At 40.8% G+C, this 18,154-nt stretch carries 20 protein-coding genes and 1 tRNA gene; 8 read left to right on the forward strand and 13 right to left on the reverse strand.

All coding sequences use genetic code 11. The annotated features are described in order from the left end of the window. Nucleotide 1: 1 nt before the first annotated feature. From NMG86_RS08525 to NMG86_RS08545, 5 genes are all read right to left on the reverse strand, one after another. A complete protein-coding gene (locus tag NMG86_RS08525; protein ID WP_026797441.1) occupies nt 2–1,369 on the reverse strand; it encodes a UDP-glucose dehydrogenase family protein in 1,368 nt (455 codons plus the stop codon). 84 nt (nt 1,370–1,453) lie between these two features. Next, nucleotides 1,454–2,386, reverse strand: coding sequence for a UDP-glucuronic acid decarboxylase family protein (locus tag NMG86_RS08530; protein WP_026797442.1), 933 nt, complete (start codon nt 2,384–2,386; stop codon nt 1,454–1,456). 283 nt (nt 2,387–2,669) lie between these two features. Continuing rightward, a complete protein-coding gene (locus NMG86_RS08535) occupies nt 2,670–2,855 on the reverse strand; it encodes a type II toxin-antitoxin system HicB family antitoxin (protein WP_026787333.1) in 186 nt (61 codons plus the stop codon). A 181-nt stretch (nt 2,856–3,036) separates the two neighbouring features. Next, complete coding sequence (lepA, locus tag NMG86_RS08540; protein WP_026787332.1) at nt 3,037–4,851, reverse strand: translation elongation factor 4; 1,815 nt, start codon at nt 4,849–4,851, stop codon at nt 3,037–3,039. A 117-nt stretch (nt 4,852–4,968) separates the two neighbouring features. Next, the gene (locus tag NMG86_RS08545; protein ID WP_026787331.1) at nt 4,969–5,292 is read right to left on the reverse strand and encodes a DUF1825 family protein; all 324 of its coding nucleotides are present in this window, start codon (nt 5,290–5,292) and stop codon (nt 4,969–4,971) included. A gap of 289 nt (nt 5,293–5,581) precedes the next feature. On the opposite strand from NMG86_RS08545, the gene NMG86_RS08550 reads away from it, so the two are divergent. Both NMG86_RS08550 and NMG86_RS08555 read left to right on the forward strand, forming a co-directional pair. After that, complete coding sequence (locus NMG86_RS08550; protein ID WP_043937168.1) at nt 5,582–6,379, forward strand: DUF3153 domain-containing protein; 798 nt, start codon at nt 5,582–5,584, stop codon at nt 6,377–6,379. 207 nt (nt 6,380–6,586) lie between these two features. Beyond that, complete coding sequence (locus NMG86_RS08555) at nt 6,587–7,177, forward strand: ISAs1 family transposase (RefSeq protein ID WP_071782521.1); 591 nt, start codon at nt 6,587–6,589, stop codon at nt 7,175–7,177. Between the two features lie 337 nt (nt 7,178–7,514). Here the strand turns inward: NMG86_RS08555 and NMG86_RS08560 are convergent. Beyond that, nucleotides 7,515–7,588, reverse strand: a tRNA-Arg gene (locus NMG86_RS08560). A 74-nt stretch (nt 7,589–7,662) separates the two neighbouring features. On the opposite strand from NMG86_RS08560, the gene moaC reads away from it, so the two are divergent. Genes moaC through NMG86_RS08580 form a run of 4 tightly spaced genes read left to right on the forward strand, consistent with a single transcriptional unit; the run spans nt 7,663 to nt 9,591 of the window. Then, nucleotides 7,663–8,181 (forward strand): cyclic pyranopterin monophosphate synthase MoaC, encoded by a 519-nt coding sequence (gene moaC, locus NMG86_RS08565; RefSeq protein WP_026797443.1) that lies wholly within the window; start codon nt 7,663–7,665, stop codon nt 8,179–8,181. 39 nt (nt 8,182–8,220) lie between these two features. After that, entirely contained in the window at nt 8,221–8,475 is a 255-nt protein-coding gene (locus tag NMG86_RS08570; protein WP_026793558.1) for a 2TM domain-containing protein, read from the forward strand. 51 nt (nt 8,476–8,526) lie between these two features. Beyond that, the gene (locus NMG86_RS08575) at nt 8,527–8,832 is read left to right on the forward strand and encodes a DUF3181 family protein (RefSeq protein ID WP_071782520.1); all 306 of its coding nucleotides are present in this window, start codon (nt 8,527–8,529) and stop codon (nt 8,830–8,832) included. A gap of 60 nt (nt 8,833–8,892) precedes the next feature. Next, on the forward strand, nt 8,893–9,591 hold the full coding sequence (locus NMG86_RS08580) for a glutathione binding-like protein (protein ID WP_026787327.1): 699 nt from the start codon (nt 8,893–8,895) through the stop codon (nt 9,589–9,591). Nucleotides 9,592–9,669: 78 nt separating this feature from the next. Here the strand turns inward: NMG86_RS08580 and purQ are convergent, their stop codons facing one another. Together purQ and purS are read right to left on the reverse strand one after the other, a co-directional pair. Then, nucleotides 9,670–10,347 carry a phosphoribosylformylglycinamidine synthase subunit PurQ gene (gene purQ / locus NMG86_RS08585; protein WP_026797444.1) on the reverse strand — a complete coding sequence of 226 codons (678 nt, stop codon included), beginning with the start codon at nt 10,345–10,347 and terminating at the stop codon, nt 9,670–9,672. Nucleotides 10,348–10,437: 90 nt separating this feature from the next. Beyond that, nucleotides 10,438–10,710 carry a phosphoribosylformylglycinamidine synthase subunit PurS gene (purS, locus tag NMG86_RS08590; RefSeq protein WP_026787325.1) on the reverse strand — a complete coding sequence of 91 codons (273 nt, stop codon included), beginning with the start codon at nt 10,708–10,710 and terminating at the stop codon, nt 10,438–10,440. Between the two features lie 124 nt (nt 10,711–10,834). Between purS and NMG86_RS08595 the strand changes: the two genes are divergently transcribed. Beyond that, nucleotides 10,835–11,251, forward strand: coding sequence for a hypothetical protein (locus NMG86_RS08595; RefSeq protein WP_043937162.1), 417 nt, complete (start codon nt 10,835–10,837; stop codon nt 11,249–11,251). A gap of 180 nt (nt 11,252–11,431) precedes the next feature. Here NMG86_RS08595 and psbA read toward each other — a convergent pair whose 3' ends face one another. The 5 genes from psbA to NMG86_RS08620 all read right to left on the reverse strand — a co-directional run bounded on the left by psbA (nt 11,432) and on the right by NMG86_RS08620 (nt 16,049). Then, nucleotides 11,432–12,514, reverse strand: a complete 1,083-nt coding sequence (gene psbA, locus NMG86_RS08600; protein WP_026787323.1) for a photosystem II q(b) protein — start codon at nt 12,512–12,514, stop codon at nt 11,432–11,434. A gap of 408 nt (nt 12,515–12,922) precedes the next feature. Next, nucleotides 12,923–13,348, reverse strand: coding sequence for a tetratricopeptide repeat protein (locus tag NMG86_RS08605; RefSeq protein ID WP_026797445.1), 426 nt, complete (start codon nt 13,346–13,348; stop codon nt 12,923–12,925). 80 nt (nt 13,349–13,428) lie between these two features. Then, nucleotides 13,429–14,283 carry a Uma2 family endonuclease gene (locus tag NMG86_RS08610; RefSeq protein ID WP_043938757.1) on the reverse strand — a complete coding sequence of 285 codons (855 nt, stop codon included), beginning with the start codon at nt 14,281–14,283 and terminating at the stop codon, nt 13,429–13,431. Between the two features lie 148 nt (nt 14,284–14,431). Further along, the gene (locus NMG86_RS08615; protein WP_026787320.1) at nt 14,432–15,559 is read right to left on the reverse strand and encodes an AbrB family transcriptional regulator; all 1,128 of its coding nucleotides are present in this window, start codon (nt 15,557–15,559) and stop codon (nt 14,432–14,434) included. A 28-nt stretch (nt 15,560–15,587) separates the two neighbouring features. Beyond that, nucleotides 15,588–16,049, reverse strand: a complete 462-nt coding sequence (locus NMG86_RS08620) for a peroxiredoxin (protein WP_026797447.1) — start codon at nt 16,047–16,049, stop codon at nt 15,588–15,590. Nucleotides 16,050–16,344: 295 nt separating this feature from the next. Here NMG86_RS08620 and NMG86_RS08625 point away from each other — a divergent pair, with 295 nt between their 5' ends. After that, nucleotides 16,345–17,907 carry a B12-binding domain-containing radical SAM protein gene (locus NMG86_RS08625; RefSeq protein ID WP_026797448.1) on the forward strand — a complete coding sequence of 521 codons (1,563 nt, stop codon included), beginning with the start codon at nt 16,345–16,347 and terminating at the stop codon, nt 17,905–17,907. Nucleotides 17,908–18,154 lie beyond the last annotated feature (247 nt).

Here is an 18,154-nt window from a genome sequence, read left to right on the forward strand (position 1 = left end):
ATTAATGTCCAATCCCGACATATTGGAAACCTGCGGCTTCCAATTGTTTTCGATCTAAGAAATTACGGCCATCAATCATAAATGCCGAGTGCATTTTTTTCGCCATTTTCCCATAGTCGAGGGTTTGGAATTGTGCCCAGTCGGTAATTAAAATTAACGCATCACAGCCATCCGCTAACAATTCAGGATCGGTTTCAACAATCACTCCCGTTAACCCATGACGCATTCCACTTTGGGAAATAATTGGATCATAGGCTTTAACTTTTGCCCCCAAACGGTTCAATTCTTGGATAATATCTAAAGCCGGAGCATCGCGTAAATCGTCCGTATCGGCTTTAAAAGTTAATCCCAATAATCCGACGGTTTTGCCTTTGAGAATTTTCAGCACTTGTTGTAATTTGTCAATAGCAATCGTGCGCTGACGGTTATTAACTTCCACCGCCGCTTTTAACAATTGGGCGTCATAATTATAGTCATCAGCCGTATGAATTAAAGCCGAAACATCTTTAGGGAAACAGGAACCCCCCCAACCAATTCCAGCTTGTAAAAACTTATTCCCAATTCGAGAATCTAAGCCAATTCCTTGAGCTACTTGTGTCACATCCGCACCGACGCGATCGCAAATATTAGCAATTTCGTTAATAAAGCTAATTTTAGTTGCTAAGAACGAGTTAGCAGCATATTTAATCATTTCTGCCGAACTTAGATCAGTTAACACAATTGGAACCGGGGGTAAGGACGGATGATCAGAATGTTTTCTCGATACTAAAGGTGCATACAATTCCTGCATCACCTCCAAGGCTTTTTTGTTGTTGCTTCCTAACACAATCCGATCGGGATTAAAGGTATCATAAACCGCCGAACCTTCGCGTAAAAATTCCGGGTTACTAACAACATCAAATTCAACTTCAATCGGTGTTCCTGTTGACCCTGTTTCTTTTTGTCGCTCGGAAACACCATCTAAAACAATCATCCGCACCCAGTCCCCGGAACCAATGGGTACAGTGGATTTATTCACAATCACTTTATAACCTGTGGTCAGGTTCGCTCCAATCCCCCGCGCCACCGCTTCGACATAACGAGTATCACTTTCTCCACTTGGTAAAGGAGGAGTTCCTACGGCGATAAATAACACCTCACCATGTTCCACGCCCGCAGCTAAATCCGCAGAAAAATCCAGACGCCCAGATTCCATACAGGATTTCATTAATTCCGGCAGTCCGGGTTCATAAATCGGGGACTGTCCCGACTTCATTAATTTGACCTTTTCCTCATTATTATCAATACAAATAACATCATGTCCGATCTGTGCCAGACACACTCCGGTTACTAAACCCACATATCCCGTCCCAATCACACAAACACGCATAAATCTATCCTCAATTTTTTGACCGAAACATTAACAATCTTGTTAACGCTCAATGATTGATCGTTAACAAGGATTTCACTCTTTTCAACTGTTGTAGATGCGTTCCCGAAAATCTTTCACCGTCAATTCTAATCCTTGATCCAGTGGGATAGTCGGTTCCCAATTCAGGTAGGTTTTAGCACGAGTAATATCGGGTTGTCGCTGTTTAGGATCATCCTCCGGTAGAGGTTTAAATTGAATTTCCACATCCGGGTTAACCAGATTCTGAATTTTTTGGGCTAATTCCAAAATGGTATATTCCCCTGGATTCCCGATATTAATAGGGCCAATCTGATCGCTATTCATCAAGCGGATAAATCCCTCTACCAAGTCTGACACATAACAGAAACTCCGGGTTTGGGAACCATCCCCATAAACTGTTAAGGGAATCCCTCGCAGGGCTTGGACAATAAAGTTACTGACCACACGCCCATCATTTTCTAACATTCGGGGGCCATAGGTATTAAAAATCCGTACCACCCGAATATCTACCCCATTTTGACGATGATAGTCAAAGGCTAAGGTTTCTGCAACCCGCTTTCCTTCGTCGTAACAGGATCGAATTCCAATACAGTTGACATTGCCTCGATAGTCTTCCGTTTGGGGGTGAACATCGGGATCTCCGTAGACTTCAGAGGTGGAGGCGAGGAAAAACCGGGCTTTGATCCGTTTGGCTAACCCCAACATATTCATAGTTCCCAATACATTGGTTTTGATGGTTTTGACCGGGTTGTATTGGTAGTGAACGGGAGAGGCGGGACAGGCTAAATGGTAGATTTGATCGGCTTCTAAGCGAATTGGTTCGGTAATATCATGACGGATCAGTTCAAAATAGGGATTACCAATCCATTTCAGGATATTTCGTTTTCTCCCAGTAAAAAAGTTATCTAAACAAATCACTTCATGGCCCTGTTCCATTAAGCGATCAATTAGGTGTGAACCCAAAAAACCCGCGCCACCTGTAACTAAAATTCTCATGCTTACACTCACTCAGAAATTGTAGAGAGTTAAACTTGGATGGACAACAATCAATCGCAGGTAAGCTGAATCCACTATCAGTTTAAAGTTAAGACTTGGCTTTGAATACACCCCAGCTATACCCAACAACATTGATATGTTGCTGTCCGTTCCACATCTATCCTACTCGATTTTAGATTTTTAGCGAATATTTAATATTTCTTTTACAGTCAAATTAATATCACTTGCAATTTTTCGTAACAGTGTTGGTGAAATATCACGACTTGGATGAACTCGAAATTTATCAGCTTAATACACGGCTTTTGTCTGACTCCAATAATGTCTCTAAATACAATTCAATTTCCTCCTGAATATTCACTTTAATCTCATCAAATGAATCACCCTGAGATTGACAACCTGGAAGTTCATGAGCATAGGCATAATAACCGTCATCGTCTTTTTCAATAATCACACTAACTTTATATGACATATAGCAATCCTATTTGAGTTGTGTTTAAAATTTAGGCTTAAAAGGGAACAGGGAACACCGGAACAGCCCCCCAAACCCCCCGTGCAAGGGGGGCTAGGGGGGGAGGGAACACCGGAACAGTTTTGTAGAGACGTTAAATTTAACGTCTCTACAACAATAAATTTAACGTCTCTACTACAATTTAGGATTCTTGATTTAACCGTAATACCGCCATAAATGCTTCTTGCGGAACATCTACAGAACCCAAGGATTTCATCCGTTTTTTACCTTTGGCTTGCTTCTGTAAGAGTTTTTTCTTCCGACTAATATCTCCCCCATAACATTTGGCTAACACATCTTTTCTTAATGCTGGAATACTTTCACTAGCAATAACTTTAGACCCAATTGTGGCTTGAATAGGAACTTTAAATTGATGACGGGGAATCAATTCTTTGAGTTTTTCCACCATTGCCCGTCCAACATGATAGGCTTTATCTCGGTGAACAATCATCGCCAAAGAATCGATCGGATCTTTATTAATCATAATATCGAGTTTAACTAAGGCATTTTCTCGATATCCAATAATATGATATTCCATACTTGCATAACCACGAGAACGGGATTTCATCTGATCAAAAAAGTCCGTTACTACTTCCGCTAATGGCACTTCATAAACTAAGGTTGTCCGTCCCTGGGCTAAATATCGCATATCCTTAAATTCACCCCGACGACCCTGAGCCAACTCCATTAAACTGCCCACATAAGCTTCAGGAGTAATCATTTCTACCCGCACATAGGGTTCTTCTATTTTTTCCCGATGGTTAGGTTCAGGTAAACGACTGGGGTTATCGATCATCATCACTTCTCCCTTTTGAGTTGTAACTTGATAAACCACCGAAGGAGAAGTCACAATTAAGTCTAAATCATATTCCCTTTCCAAACGTTCTTGCACAATTTCCATGTGCAGTAACCCTAAAAATCCACACCGGAAACCGAACCCCATGGCACTAGAAGTTTCTGGTTCATAAGATAACGCCGCGTCGTTTAATTTGAGTTTTTCTAAGGCTTCTTTTAGATTAGGATATTCATCAGAATCCGTGGGAAATAACCCACAAAACACCATCGGTTTTGCTTCGGTATAACCGGGCAAAGCTTGTTCGGCTTGACGATTGGCTAAAGTAATAGTATCCCCAACCCGGGCATCTTCAACGGCTTTAATCGCAGCAGAAAAATATCCTACTTCCCCCGCGTGGAGTTCATCAACGGGGATTTGAGTAGGAGATAATACGCCAATTTCATCAACTTCATATTCTTTTTCCGAAGCCATTAAGTGGACGCGATCGCCTTTTTTTAGCCTGCCATCCATCACCCGAAAATAAACAACTACCCCGCGATAACTGTCATAATAACTATCAAAAATTAACGCCCGTAATTTCTGATCAACCGTATCCTGGGGAGGGGGAACTAAACGGACAATAGACTCTAAAATTTCATGAATTCCCACCCCTTCTTTCGCTGAAGCTAACACCGCCCCGGAACAGTCTAACCCAATAATTTCTTCAATCTCACTTTTGATTTTCTCTGGTTCTGCTCCGGGTAAATCAATCTTATTTAAAACCGGAATAATTTCTAAGTTATTTTCTAAGGCGAGATAAACATTTGCTAAAGTTTGAGCTTCTACCCCTTGAGACGCATCCACAACTAATAACGCCCCTTCACAAGCCGCTAAAGACCTAGACACCTCATAAGAAAAGTCAACGTGACCCGGAGTGTCGATTAAATTTAATACATATTCCTCACCGTCATCGGCTTTGTAATTCATCCGGGCGGCTTGCAATTTAATCGTAATTCCCCGTTCTCGCTCTAAGTCCATGGAGTCAAGAAATTGTTCCTTCATTTCCCGTTTTTGAACCGCACCCGTCGCCTCCAAAAGTCGATCCGCCAGGGTAGATTTCCCATGATCAATATGAGCAATAATAGAAAAATTACGAATTCGAGAAACAGGAACGTTAGTCATAAAATGATATTCACAGGCATAATAGGGGAGACTCCCGTTAAACTAACGAGGGTCTAGTTAATGTATTTTAACAAAATAAACCCAAGGACACCGATTTTTTCAGGGAAATAGAGGGGATTAGGGCTGTTTTTCTAATTCCGACTTCATCCGTTCTAGGGTACGGTGCATCTGTTCAAACATTTGGTCGGGGGTAATCCCAAATTGACCGAGTTGGGTGCGTAACTGTTCAACGGTCATCTGGGCCATGAAATCCTCGGAAAGTTCAAACCGCTTCATGAAAATCCGGTAACGATCCATAACCGCTTCCATTTGCTCAATATAGAGTTTTTTCCCAGCCCGATCAAACTTGCCATAATCACTGCCCAGTTTGACCATAGATTGATAATCTTCAAATAGCTGTTTAGCTTCTTGTTGTACGATGTCTGAATCAAAGAATCCCATAGTTTCTCGATTTTTTTTGCTAGTAGGGGTTTGAGTTTTATAGACTTGGAAAGATTCTCCCCTATCTTAACCTTTTGAGAGCGGGTTACTCACACTCCCACAGGTGGCAATTTCCGTACCGATAGCCAGGGTAGAGGATGACAACCCTATTTAGGTCGCTTTTTGAGGGAGTGAGTCAAGAAAGGTAATTGGTATTAGTGTCAAGAGTAGAATGTGATTATAGACTTTAATAATTCTTCTACACCGGGAGAATGGACTAAATTGAATTTTAACGGCTAGGAACAAAATCATGATCAAAATTATCAAACAACTCAGTATTATTTTTTGTGCCATTTTTCTGTTGAGTGGCTGTGTTAGGTATGATGTGGGAGTGGCATTTCAGGATCAAACCCATGGTCAAATTGTTCAAAAGATTCAATTAGGAGAACAATTAACTAAATTTAGTCATGATGTGGTAGATGAATGGATATCTAGTTTAGAAAAACGGGTTAAACAGTTAAAAGGAAAAACCAAACGACTGTCTCAACAGGAAATATTAGTTACTATTCCTTTTAATAATGGTCAGGATTTAGAGACAAAATTTAATCAATTTTTTAATCCTGCTGAATTCAACAATAAAAAATCCCAGAAAAAACCCGATATCGAAATTCCTCAATTTTCTGCAAATTTAAACCTTAAACAAAATAATTGGTTTTTTGCTTTACGCAATTATCTCAACTTAGAATTAGATTTGCGATCGCTTTCCCTACTCTCTACCTCGGAAAATGTATTAATTAGTTCGGGGAACCTATTAGAATTAGAATTTGTCTTAAACACTCCCTGGGGTGCGACTGTGATTAATCCCATCGGTATTCCTGAAGGCTCGGAAGCACCTCTATTATTAAATGTTGATCTGAATGGAAAACAGGTTATTTGGACACTTAAACCCGGAGAAATTAATCAATTAGAAGCGATTTTCTGGGTTCCCAGTCCGATTGGAATGGGGACAGTTATAATTATCCTGATCACGGCTTTAGGAATTTATCTCAAATATACTTTTATCCCCAAATTCAAAGCCGGACAGTCCCCAATTCCCACTCGTATTTAACCCCTGTCCCCTCCCCCCTAGCCCCCCGTTCACGGGAGGTTTGGTGGGCTGTTCCCCTAGCCCTGCCGTGCACGGGGGGTTTGGGGGGGCTGTTCCCTGTTCCCCGTGCACGCAGGGCTGTTTCAAAGTCAGGTGAAAAAGAGTAAAGAAAGAGCGATCGCTACCTGATAAAATGGAGAGCGATCGCCATTTTTTTCTAAAATAAAGATGCTAACAAGTTTAATAGAAAATTTAAAAGAAGTCAAGGATTTCCGAAAAAATCAGGGAAAAAGGTATAGTTTATGGGAAGTGCTATTAGTAGTAGTTTTAGGGGTGATGTCAGGGCATCAAGGATATCGAGAGATGGAATATTTTGTCAAAGCCAACGAAGTTATCCTGAAAAGAACATTCAATATCTATAGCCAAGGAATGCCATCTTATTCAACAATAAGGAGGGTGATGAGAGGAGTAGACGAGAAGGATTTAAGCAAAATAGTAAAAGAATGGTCAAGAGAGAATTCTCCTAAATTAAAGTCTTATAAAGAAACGGTTTATTATATAAGTAGTATCTGGGAAAAGGCAGATTTTTTTTCCCAAAAGATTAAAGGGCATTGGGAGATTGAGAATCAAGTTCATTGGGTAAAAGATGTGTTATTTAAAGAGGATAGTATGAAAATTCATCAAGTACAAGCAGCGACTAATTGGGCACTGCTCAACACCCTAGGATTGAATATTTTCAGAGGTTTAGGATTTTGGTCAATAACAGAGGGAAGAAGGTGGTTAGGAAATCATTGGGATAAATTACTGGCTATCTCTTAATCCGAAAGTTAAAAATGAAAAAATAGAGCAATTAATTTAGGAAAAATAGATAAAAATCGGGAATGTAAGTCTTACTCCGTAGGGAATAAGAATATTTATGCTGCTTAGATAATACCTCCTATAATTAATATTAATATAGCAATTATATAAAATATTAATTATTCGGAAAATAGCTATCATGTTTGAGAATTATGACCCAAAAGTAGGCTATAATTTTCAAACATGAAACAGCCCTGGGGGATTTAGGGGGATCAGATCCCTGCTAAAATCAAAGTCTTTCAGGGTAAAGTTAGCGTCAAAAACCCTAACTCACCCTGAAACCAGATAAATAATCTAACGGGCTAGGAGGGATTCGAACCCCCGACACCGTGGTCCGTAGCCACGTGCTCTAGTCCACTGAGCTACAAGCCCCCGTCAGTTCAGCACAACAATCTCAAAAATTAGATTTTTTTGACTGCTTTATTAGCATAACACATTTTTCCAAAATGGCAAACATTTTTTCAGATCCCCCCGATCGCCTTTCCCACCTGGATGAAACCGGGGAAGCGAGGATGGTAGATGTGTCGGGGAAGGTAGCAACTCGTCGCGAGGCGATCGCCGGGGGACAAGTCCGAATGTTAAAGGCCACCTTTGCCGCTATCGAAGCCGGAAACGCACCGAAAGGGGATGTTTTAGGGACGGCGAAACTGGCCGGAATCATGGCTGCCAAACAAACAGCCCAGTTAATTCCCCTATGTCATCCCTTGCCCTTAAGCAAAATTGATGTCCAAATTCTGCCCGATCCCAAATTACCCGGGTATCAGATTCGGGCGGAAGTTTTGACCAAAGCGGAAACCGGGGTAGAAATGGAGGCATTAACGGCCGTTTCCGTGGCGGCTTTGACCCTCTATGACATGGCTAAAGCCTTGGAAAAATCCATTGTGATTGAGGAAATTCGTCTGTTGAGTAAAACCGGGGGAAAATCAGGGGACTACCAACAACAGATAGAAGTCAATCCCAGTTAGGCCTAAAATGGAATAGAAAATCTTGGGAATTAATTGTCTATGCCTCCTCGTTGGCCCCGTCAACCTGACCGGAAAGATCCAGACTATCGCCGTTTGGATGATCGGATGAATTTTGCCATCCATGTTGCTATTTTTGCCCCGATTAATTCCGGTTTATGGTTTTTCCATAATCTACAATCAACCGATTGGTCTTGGTTAACCCCATTTACCCTGGTTTGGTTATCTGCGATCGCCCTTCATGGTCTTTATATTTTTGCGATCGCCGACTATTCTCCCGTCACGCCCAATCAATAAAATTTAGGTTAACGATTCATCGTTAACCCTCAATAATTTAGGAGTTTAATTATGTCTGTTTTAGATACAAGAAACCTGGAAAAATTAGCCTCTGAAATTGGAGAAAATATCTATATTGATATTGCCAAATGGCATCTGTATTTAGCCAATGCCCATTTGCATACACAATTAGCCGAACAACTTTGTCCCCTTTTAGATCAGGGAGATTTTAGTGAAAGTGATGTTCAACAGGTCTTACAAAAAATTTCTGTAACTTTAGGGGGAGGAAAACAGACGACATCCTTAGTAAATTTAATTCCCAATACAGGAATTCAAGACTTGGTAAAAATTTTAAAAGACTTCCAAGAAGACCTATAAATTTTGTAGTGAGGCGTTCACGCCTCCATCAAATTTCCATTATCTCCAACTATTATCAGTATGATTGAACTTTACTATTGGCCGACTCCCAACGGTCACAAAATCCCGATATTTTTGGAAGAAACTGGATTAGACTATCAAATTATTCCGATTAATATTGGCACGGGGGATCAGTTCAAACCGGAATTTCTCAAAATCGCGCCTAATAATCGAATGCCTGCCATTATTGACTTCGATCCGGTGGATGGCGGTGAACCTTTATCTATCTTTGAATCCGGGGCAATTTTAATTTATTTAGCCGAAAAAACCGGACAGTTTTTCCCTGAGAATTGGCGCGATCGCAAAACCGTTTTAGAATGGCTATTCTGGCAAGTCGGAGGATTAGGGCCGATGGCAGGACAAAACCATCATTTTGTTCAGTATGCACCGGAAAAAATTCCCTATGCGATTGAGCGTTATGTCAAAGAAACCAATCGTTTATATGGGGTTTTGAATCGTCAATTGGCCGGAAAAAACTATATTGCGGGAGAATACTCAATTGCAGATATAGCTTGTTATCCTTGGATTGTTCCCTTTGAACAACAACAGCAAAATTTAGAGGATTTTCCCCACTTAAAAGCTTGGTTTAATCGGATTAAGTCCCGTCCAGCAGTAGTGCGGGCTTACGAAAAAGGAAAAGCCTATGCTTCCGGTACAAAAATGACTGATGAAGCTAAAAAAATCCTCTTTGGTCAAAGTACAAAAACCCTTGAAAATTAGGATTTAGTAAAGCAGAAATACCGGGTTCTGAAGTTTAAGATACCCGGTTTTTGAACGAGTGGAAAATGCCATTATTAACTAACGCAATAGGGTTTTAAACAGTTTAATTCCATCGGTATTTCCTAACATGGGATCGGAAGCACGTTCTGGGTGGGGCATCATTCCGAGAACGTTACCTTGAGGGTTACAAATTCCCGCAATATTATTCAAAGATCCGTTAGGATTTTCTTCTATTTTCGGGGTTTTATCAGTTCCATAACGGAATAAAACTTGATGATTTGCTTCTAATTCTTCTAGGGTTTTTTCATCAGCATAATAACAGCCTTCCCCGTGGGCAATGGGTAAATTAATTACTTCCCCCACTTCATATTCAGAAGTCCAGGGAATATTACTATTAATTACCGTCAAAGGAATCGACTCACAAATAAAATGTAAATCCCGATTTCTAACTAATGCTCCGGGTAATAATCCGGCTTCAGTTAATACCTGAAATCCGTTACAAATTCCTAGAACAAATTTCCCTTGGTTGGCGTGTTCAATTGTTGACCGCATGATTGGAGAAAAACGGGCGATCGCACCACAGCGCAAATAATCCCCGTAACTAAAACCCCCCGGAATTACCACTACATCAATATCCGATAAATCCGTATCTTCATGCCAAATCATCCGGGTCGGTTGTCCCAATAATCCTTGAGTCACCCAAGCCACATCTCGATCGCAATTAGAACCCGGAAACACAATAACCCCAAATTTCATAATGTATTTATGTAGTAAATTAGTAATAGAAAGGAGTTGATCAAAAAAGATATTTAACCTCATTTTTGATCAACTCAACTGTTCATCAAATTAACAAGTAACGGCCGCAACTTCCGTTAGATCAAATCTATAGGTTTCAATCACCGGATTTGCTAACACTTGATCGCAAATTCGGTCAAGTTGAGTTTTTGCTTCCGTTTCATCCGTTGCTGAAAGCGTCATTTCAATATATTTACCAATCCGCACCTGTTCAACATTGTCATATCCCAGATGTTGAATCCCAGATCTCACCGCCACGCCTTGAGGATCAAGAACAGAAGGACGGAGGGTAATATAAATTCTAGCTTGGTAGTGATGGGTCACAACAATCCCTACTCTAATGGCACAGTATTGATTATCCCTCAAAGATTGAAAAAACGAACCTGTAAGTCTAATTTTCCGTCTGTATGGTTTGAATGGAGTGCATTAACTGTAGGAGAAACTTAAAATGAAATTACGCCATTTAACCTTGATGGGATGGGTTTTCAGCCTGTTTTTAGCCTTTGCACCCAACGCTTGGGCCGACCGCCAACAAATCAGCCCAGGAGGTTCTCTTTCCCTCTCAGGAAGCTCTGGTGGGCCTGTGAATAGTCAGGACTGTGGGTTTATTGCTCAAACCCCAAACCACGTTATTCAGATTACCGAAGATTTACCCTATTGGCGAATTATGGCTACCACATCGGGTTCACCGACTTTATTAATTGATGGCCCCACCGGACGTTATTGTATGTTACCCGAAGGTTCTGCCAATAGCGGTGTTTTACAATATTCAGGTTACGGAACACCCGGTAATTACAACATCTATATTGGCGATCGTCAACAGGGTCAAAACCCTTATCGGATATCAATTTCCGATCAAAAATAAGAGTTTAGTTCCGAAAAAATTGCTCTGATTTAGATTAACAAAGCTGTTAAATATCCCCTGCGAAGTCACCAAACTCATACTATACAGCGCTTGTTAGTCCGAATAGTTTACTAATAAATATTAAACACCAAAAAACGCCCCCCTTTCGGAGAGCGTCTTTTGTATTATTTAGGTTAAAAATTAACCATTGATTTGAGGAGCAATCAAAGCCACAGGAGCAGATTCACCAGAAGCTAAGTCTAAGGGGAAGTTGTGAGCGTTGCGCTCGTGCATTACTTCCATACCCAGGTTAGCGCGGTTTAACACATCAGCCCAGGTATTGATCACGCGACCGGTAGAGTCGATGATTGACTGGTTGAAGTTGAAACCGTTCAGGTTGAATGCCATGGTGGACACACCTAAAGCGGTGAACCAAATTCCGATGACAGGCCATGCGCCTAACAGGAAGTGTAAGCTACGGCTGTTGTTGAAGCTGGCATATTGGAAGATTAAACGACCAAAGTAACCGTGGGCTGCAACGATGTTGTAGGTTTCTTCTTCTTGACCGAATTTGTAACCGTAGTTTTGTGACTCGGTTTCGGTGGTTTCACGAACTAAGGAAGAGGTAACTAAAGAACCGTGCATGGCGGAGAATAAACTACCACCAAAGACTCCAGCAACTCCTAACATATGGAAGGGGTGCATTAAGATGTTGTGTTCGGCTTGGAACACTAACATGAAGTTGAAGGTTCCAGAGATACCTAAAGGCATACCATCAGAGAATGAACCTTGACCGATGGGGTAGATCAGGAACACGGCGGCTGCTGCTGCAACTGGTGCAGAGTAGGCGACGCAGATCCAAGGACGCATCCCTAAACGGTAGGAGAGTTCCCATTCCCGTCCCATGTAGCACAGAATCCCAATCAGGAAGTGGAAAATCACTAACTGGTAAGGGCCTCCGTTGTACAGCCACTCATCTAAGCTGGCTGCTTCCCAAATGGGGTAGAAGTGTAAACCGATGGCGTTAGAGGAAGGAACAACTGCACCGGAGATGATGTTGTTTCCGTATAACAGCGAACCAGCTACGGGTTCACGGATACCATCGATGTCTACGGGGGGAGCCGCGACGAAGGCGACGATGTAGCAGATGGTGGCGGTTAATAAGGTGGGGATCATCAGGACTCCGAACCAACCGATATAAATGCGGTTGTTGGTGGATGTCACCCAGTTACAGAACCGTTCCCAGATGGAGGCGCTTTCGCGCTGCTGAATCGTGGTTGTCATGTTGGTTATGATTGCTATGTATTTGTCGAGGTACGTTTGGTATCTATGTCTACTACATTAACGGCTTTGTTACGGTTTGTAAAGTATTTTAACATCAGAGTTTTGCATATAAGCTATAAGTTTTATTAATGTTATCGCTTTTCTGTCACTCTCCAAAAATTTTTGCCGTTTCTGGATTATGGAGCTTTTGCATAGAAAGCGATTTTCAAATGAAGGAGAGTTATCTATATAAATGGGGACGTAAACTTAAAAACAAAGGTAATGCTATAATCACAGTCTAAATAAACAAGAGCTTATCAGAGTTTTCATTTAATTTTCCTTGAACTTCTGTTCTGGCTTGTTCTGTTCTAATTTGATCTTCTAACTTTTGCTGTTTTATCCAGTAGTCTAAATGTTTCATAACTGGATTTATTTTTTATTTTGCTGTTTTAATTGAGTTAATGAATTTTGATAATCCTGCCGATCAGGATATAATTTCACCAACTTTTCTAAGGGTTCAATTGCTCCTTGAATATTATTTTGTTGTAGGCGAACATTCACTAATCCTTCCAATGCTGTGGGGTTATTGGGTTCCCGTTTTAATACAATTTCGTAGCCTTTTTCTTGCTTTTGTAATAAAGCACTTGCAGATTGTTGTTCTGTGGTTTGAGTCGCTTCAGGTTTTTTTTCAAATCCACTTTTAAACACTTTTCCTAATCCAAATATACTCGTTCCAAAAAAAGACAGTATTGATAGGATCATAATCACTCTTTGTACCTGTTTAAAGCGTTCCATTTTACGGATACGCTCTGATCCATATTGTTTTTCTAATGATTGTTTCTCGGCGGGATTCATTGCTTATACCTTCCTCTTATTTTCAATTAGTTGGCTTTTTAATCGTACCTATTTTCAGAATACCCAATGTGATCTCAAAACTAATCAGAACTGAGTTCGGGTAATTCGCCAAACTGTTGACGGTAGCGGTTGAGTAAGGTTTCTAACTCCTGGGAACGTTCTTGGGCTTGTTCGGCTTGAAGTTGGGCTTGTTCGGCCTGAAGTTGAGCTTGTTCGGCCTGAAGTTGAGCTTGTTCGGCCTGAAGTTGGGCTTGTTCGGCTTGAAGTTGGGCTTGTTCGGCTTGAAGTTGGGCTTGTTCGGCTTTTTGTGCAGATAATTCATCGGGTGTCGGCAGAATTTCACCTTCTGAAGTTGCCCATCTTAACCATACCGTTTCAACGGTTTTATAAACCCCTGACCATCGGACTAATGATAAGCCTAATTGTTGACTGAATAACCGATTAAATTGATCGGGAAAAATTGGTTCATAACTACCATTAATTAGGATAAATCCTGCCAAATCATCAGGCTTAAAGGGGTCAAACCAGAAATATTCAGGAACCCGAACTTGATTTTGATAGATAATTTTTTTGTTGGTTTTATCTTCTTGGGCGGTACTGGGTGATAATAGTTCAATGATCACATCGGGGGCTTTTCCTTCTTCCCAAACGACCCAACTTTTTCGTTCTTTTTTGGGAACTCCTAATACGGCAAAAAAATCGGGGCCTTTGAAGTCTTGATTCCGCACTTGGGCTAAACTAAAATAGAGGAACATATTGCCCCCAACATAACCATCTTCTCGCGGTTCTAACCAAGGAATTAACGGATCAATTAGTAAATCCATTTGCATTTTATGGCGTTGGGTTTCCATGGGGACTCCATCGTCAAAGGGTAGTTCGTCTTGGGTAGGAGGTAATATTAACCCAAAGGGGATTGTTTCTTGTGATAGTGACATGGCTCTCAATTAATCAATAGATTAATGATTTTTAGGATATTATATCACAGTCAAATACCGATAGTGTGGGTAGTAACTATTAAATTTACAATCAAACAGTTTGTTGTTGCGCTTCAGCGCTCTTTTTAGGAGTGCTAAAGCCCAACAACTAGGTTGGTTTAGATTGTTTTTGACTTTTAATTAATACATTCGCAAACCAAGGACTAATTAATAATATCAATAACATTCGAGTCATTTGCATAGCTAATACAATTCCGGCATCTCCTCCGAGTTGAATTACCGTTGCGATCATTGCTGTAATTCCTCCGGGTGTGGAACCTAATATCGCCGTCATGGTATCAACTTGGGTAATTTGATGGAAAATATAACCTGCACCCAAACAGAATAAAATTAAGATCAGAACTAAAACAATTTCAATTAAAACAGCCTTCCAAAGTTTTTTGGCATTCTGCCAGTCAAACTTTAAACCAACAGAAAACCCGACAAATAATAGCCCAATAGTAAATAGCAAAGGAGGCATTTTAATTGAATATGGAACTGTCCAAAAAACAATTAAACTAACTAGAAACGGCCCCAAAAACAAGGCTGAAGGTAAACGCAACTTTTCCCCAAAAACGATTCCTAATGCCGCACAACCTCCCAGAATTGCTAGGTTGTAAAACATTGGTAAAGCAGGTGAAGTGTCAAGGGAAGTAGATACCACAGACCCAATAGCCACATCCCCCGCAAACCAGAACCCGACGAGGGCAGGAACAATTAATGCTACTAATAGAATCCGCAGATATTGTAACAGAGCAACGGCGATCGCATCGGCCCCCATTTCCTCACTCATGGCAATTAAACTGTAACTCGCCCCAGGGACACAACTGAGAAACCCTGTCGCCCGGTCAATTCCGCCCCAGCGCCCTAAAAAATAACCATTCAAAATACTCATCCCCCCGGTCACCAAAATACAGAGCATCAGGGGAAAGGCGTAAGTTCCCATTAAACCGATAGTATTAAGTGAAAAGCCCGTAGCTGTAGAAATCGCCACAATAGCTTGACCGACAATAAAAAAGATCGGGGGTAGGGGCTGAGGTTTCCCCTGAAACACCGCATAAATAATCCCCGCCACCATTGGGCCAATCAGCCAAGCAACGGGAACCTGCAACCAATTGAATAGATAACCAACGCCCACAGCTAACATAAATAGAGGTAGAAGATGGGCAAGTTGGGGCAAAGTTTGAGATAACTCTTGCCTCCAGTGGGTGAGGGTATTTTGATAGTTTATATTCATTGAATAGAGGCGATTTTTGATTAAAATTCTATGGCTTTGGAATCGATTTAAGAGTCGTTAAAGCCTCATCAACGTGACGCCCAAAATCCAGCATAGAATCAAACAGATGTCGCACCACACCCTCCCTATCAATTACATAGGTAACGCGACCCGGTAGCACCCACATCGTTGCTGGAACACCATAGAGTTGACGAACTTTATTCCCGGTATCGCTCAACAAAATAAATGGAAGATTGTATTTTGTGGCAAACTGTTGATGAGATTGGGCCGTGTCTGAACTAATCCCAATTACTTCGGCTCCCGCATCTGTAAAGACTTGATAAGCATCTCGAAAGGCGCAGGCTTCGGCGGTACAGCCAGGAGTATCATCCTTGGGATAGAAGTAGAGGACAACGGATTTTTTTCCCTGAAAGTCTTCGATACTCACTAATTCGCCCGTTTGCGAAGCTAAGGTGAAATCAGGAGCCATATCTCCTACTTTAACGGCCATATTGGTAATAACCCTGTATGATTTGGTGAAATGTTAACATTTGTATCATAGCGCCAACAATGAGATCCAGAGATCCAGCGATTGAAATCGTGGCTACACAACCCAAACCCGCCTGCGCGGGTTGAAGATAAAATCAGAGAACATTATGTTAATCTGTTAATTAGTCCGCGCAGGCGGACTTAGTTTGTGTAGCCGCGATTTCAATCGCTGGGTGAAAAATTATGGGTGAAAAATTCATTTGTACTATTTAACGAATTCTCTAAAATAATATTAACCCCAAATTACCATTTTTCCCATGAAAACATTATTAATTTATCCCCAATTCCCGTCTACATTTTGGTCGTATGAAAAAATCCTAGAATTAGTTGATCGCAAAGTATTGTTACCGCCCCTGGGATTAATTACGGTAGCGGCAATTTTGCCTCAAACTTGGCAATTCAAACTGGTTGATCGTAATATTACTGCTGTAACTGAAGCCGAATGGGAATGGGCAGAATTAGTCATCCTTTCGGGAATGATTGTGCAGAAATCCGATTTTATTGCTCAAATTCAAGAAGCCAAAAAACGCGGAAAATTAGTTGGAGTTGGTGGCCCCTATCCCACTTCTGTCCCCCATGAAATTGAAAGTTCCGGGGCAGATTTTCTGATTTTAGATGAAGGGGAAATTACCCTACCCATGTTTATAGAAGCTCTGGAAAAAGGTGAAACTTCCGGGGTATTTCGCACAGAAGAAAAACCCAGTGTCACCTCAACTCCTATTCCCCGTTACGATTTATTAGAATTAGATGCTTATGATTCTATGTCGGTACAATTCTCCCGTGGATGTCCGTTTCAATGTGAATTTTGTGACATTATTGTGCTGTATGGTCGCAAACCCCGCACTAAAACTCCAGAACAATTATTAAAGGAATTAGACTATCTTTATGAATTGGGATGGCGACGATCAATATTCATGGTAGATGATAATTTTATCGGGAATAAACGGAATGTGAAATTACTGTTAAAAGCTCTAAAAATCTGGCAAGCGGAACATCAATATCCTTTCCGATTTAATACAGAAGCCTCCATAGATTTAGCCGATGATGGTGAATTAATGGAATCGATGGTGGAATGTAACTTTGATGCGGTTTTCTTGGGAATTGAAACCCCAGATACCAGTAGTTTAGAAATGACCAAAAAATATCAAAATAACCGCAGTCCGTTATTAGAAGCCGTTGATAAAATTATCCGCACTGGCTTACGTCCAATGGCGGGATTTATTCTAGGATTTGATGGGGAAAAACCCGGGGCGGGATATCGAATTATTGAATTTGTCGAAAAATCTGCGATTCCCACGGCTTTATTTAGTATGTTACAAGCCTTACCCAATACCGCTTTATGGCATCGTTTAGAGAAGGAAGGACGGTTAATTAATCCTAAAAAGTTTGATATTAACCAAACCACATTAATTAACTTTGTTCCTACCCGTCCCGTTGAAGAAATTGCCCAAGAATATATTGAAACCTTCTGGCAATTATATGATCCCGAACGTTATTTAGAACGCACCTATCGCTGTTTCTTGAAGTTGGGTGCGCCCAAATGTAATCCCCCAGGTAAATTCCCCAGTTGGATTGATTTAAAAGCCTTAACAACTGTAATTTGGCGACAGGGAATTAAACGCCAAACTCGCTGGAAATTCTGGGGATATTTGTTTAGTATTATCAAACATAATCCCGCCGTCTGCGGGCAGTATTTAACCCTATGCGCCCATAACGAACATTTCTTAGAATATCGCCAAATTGTTAAAACTGAAATTGAACAACAGTTGGCAGAATATCAAGCCCAAAAAGCCCAACTTCCCACCAAAATTCCCGCATAATTCAATCATTAACCCGTAGGGTGCGGCCATTAACGCCCTGTAGAGACGTTCCATGCAACATCTCTACAGGAGAGATTTCAGCTTAATTTCACACTAATGCTTACCCATCCCCTGGTTATTGATAAATTTATTTTAAAGACATGGAATAATAAATGATATTTATACAAAAATAATATTTTTTATAATTTCTTAATAATTTATTTAAGATTTTATTAATTTTTCTGAATTTGCTAGATATGACACCAAA

Origin of the sequence: Planktothrix rubescens CCAP 1459/22 (genome assembly GCA_904830895.1) — a bacterium.
In the GTDB taxonomy this organism is placed as follows: Bacteria; Cyanobacteriota; Cyanobacteriia; order Cyanobacteriales; family Microcoleaceae; genus Planktothrix; species Planktothrix agardhii.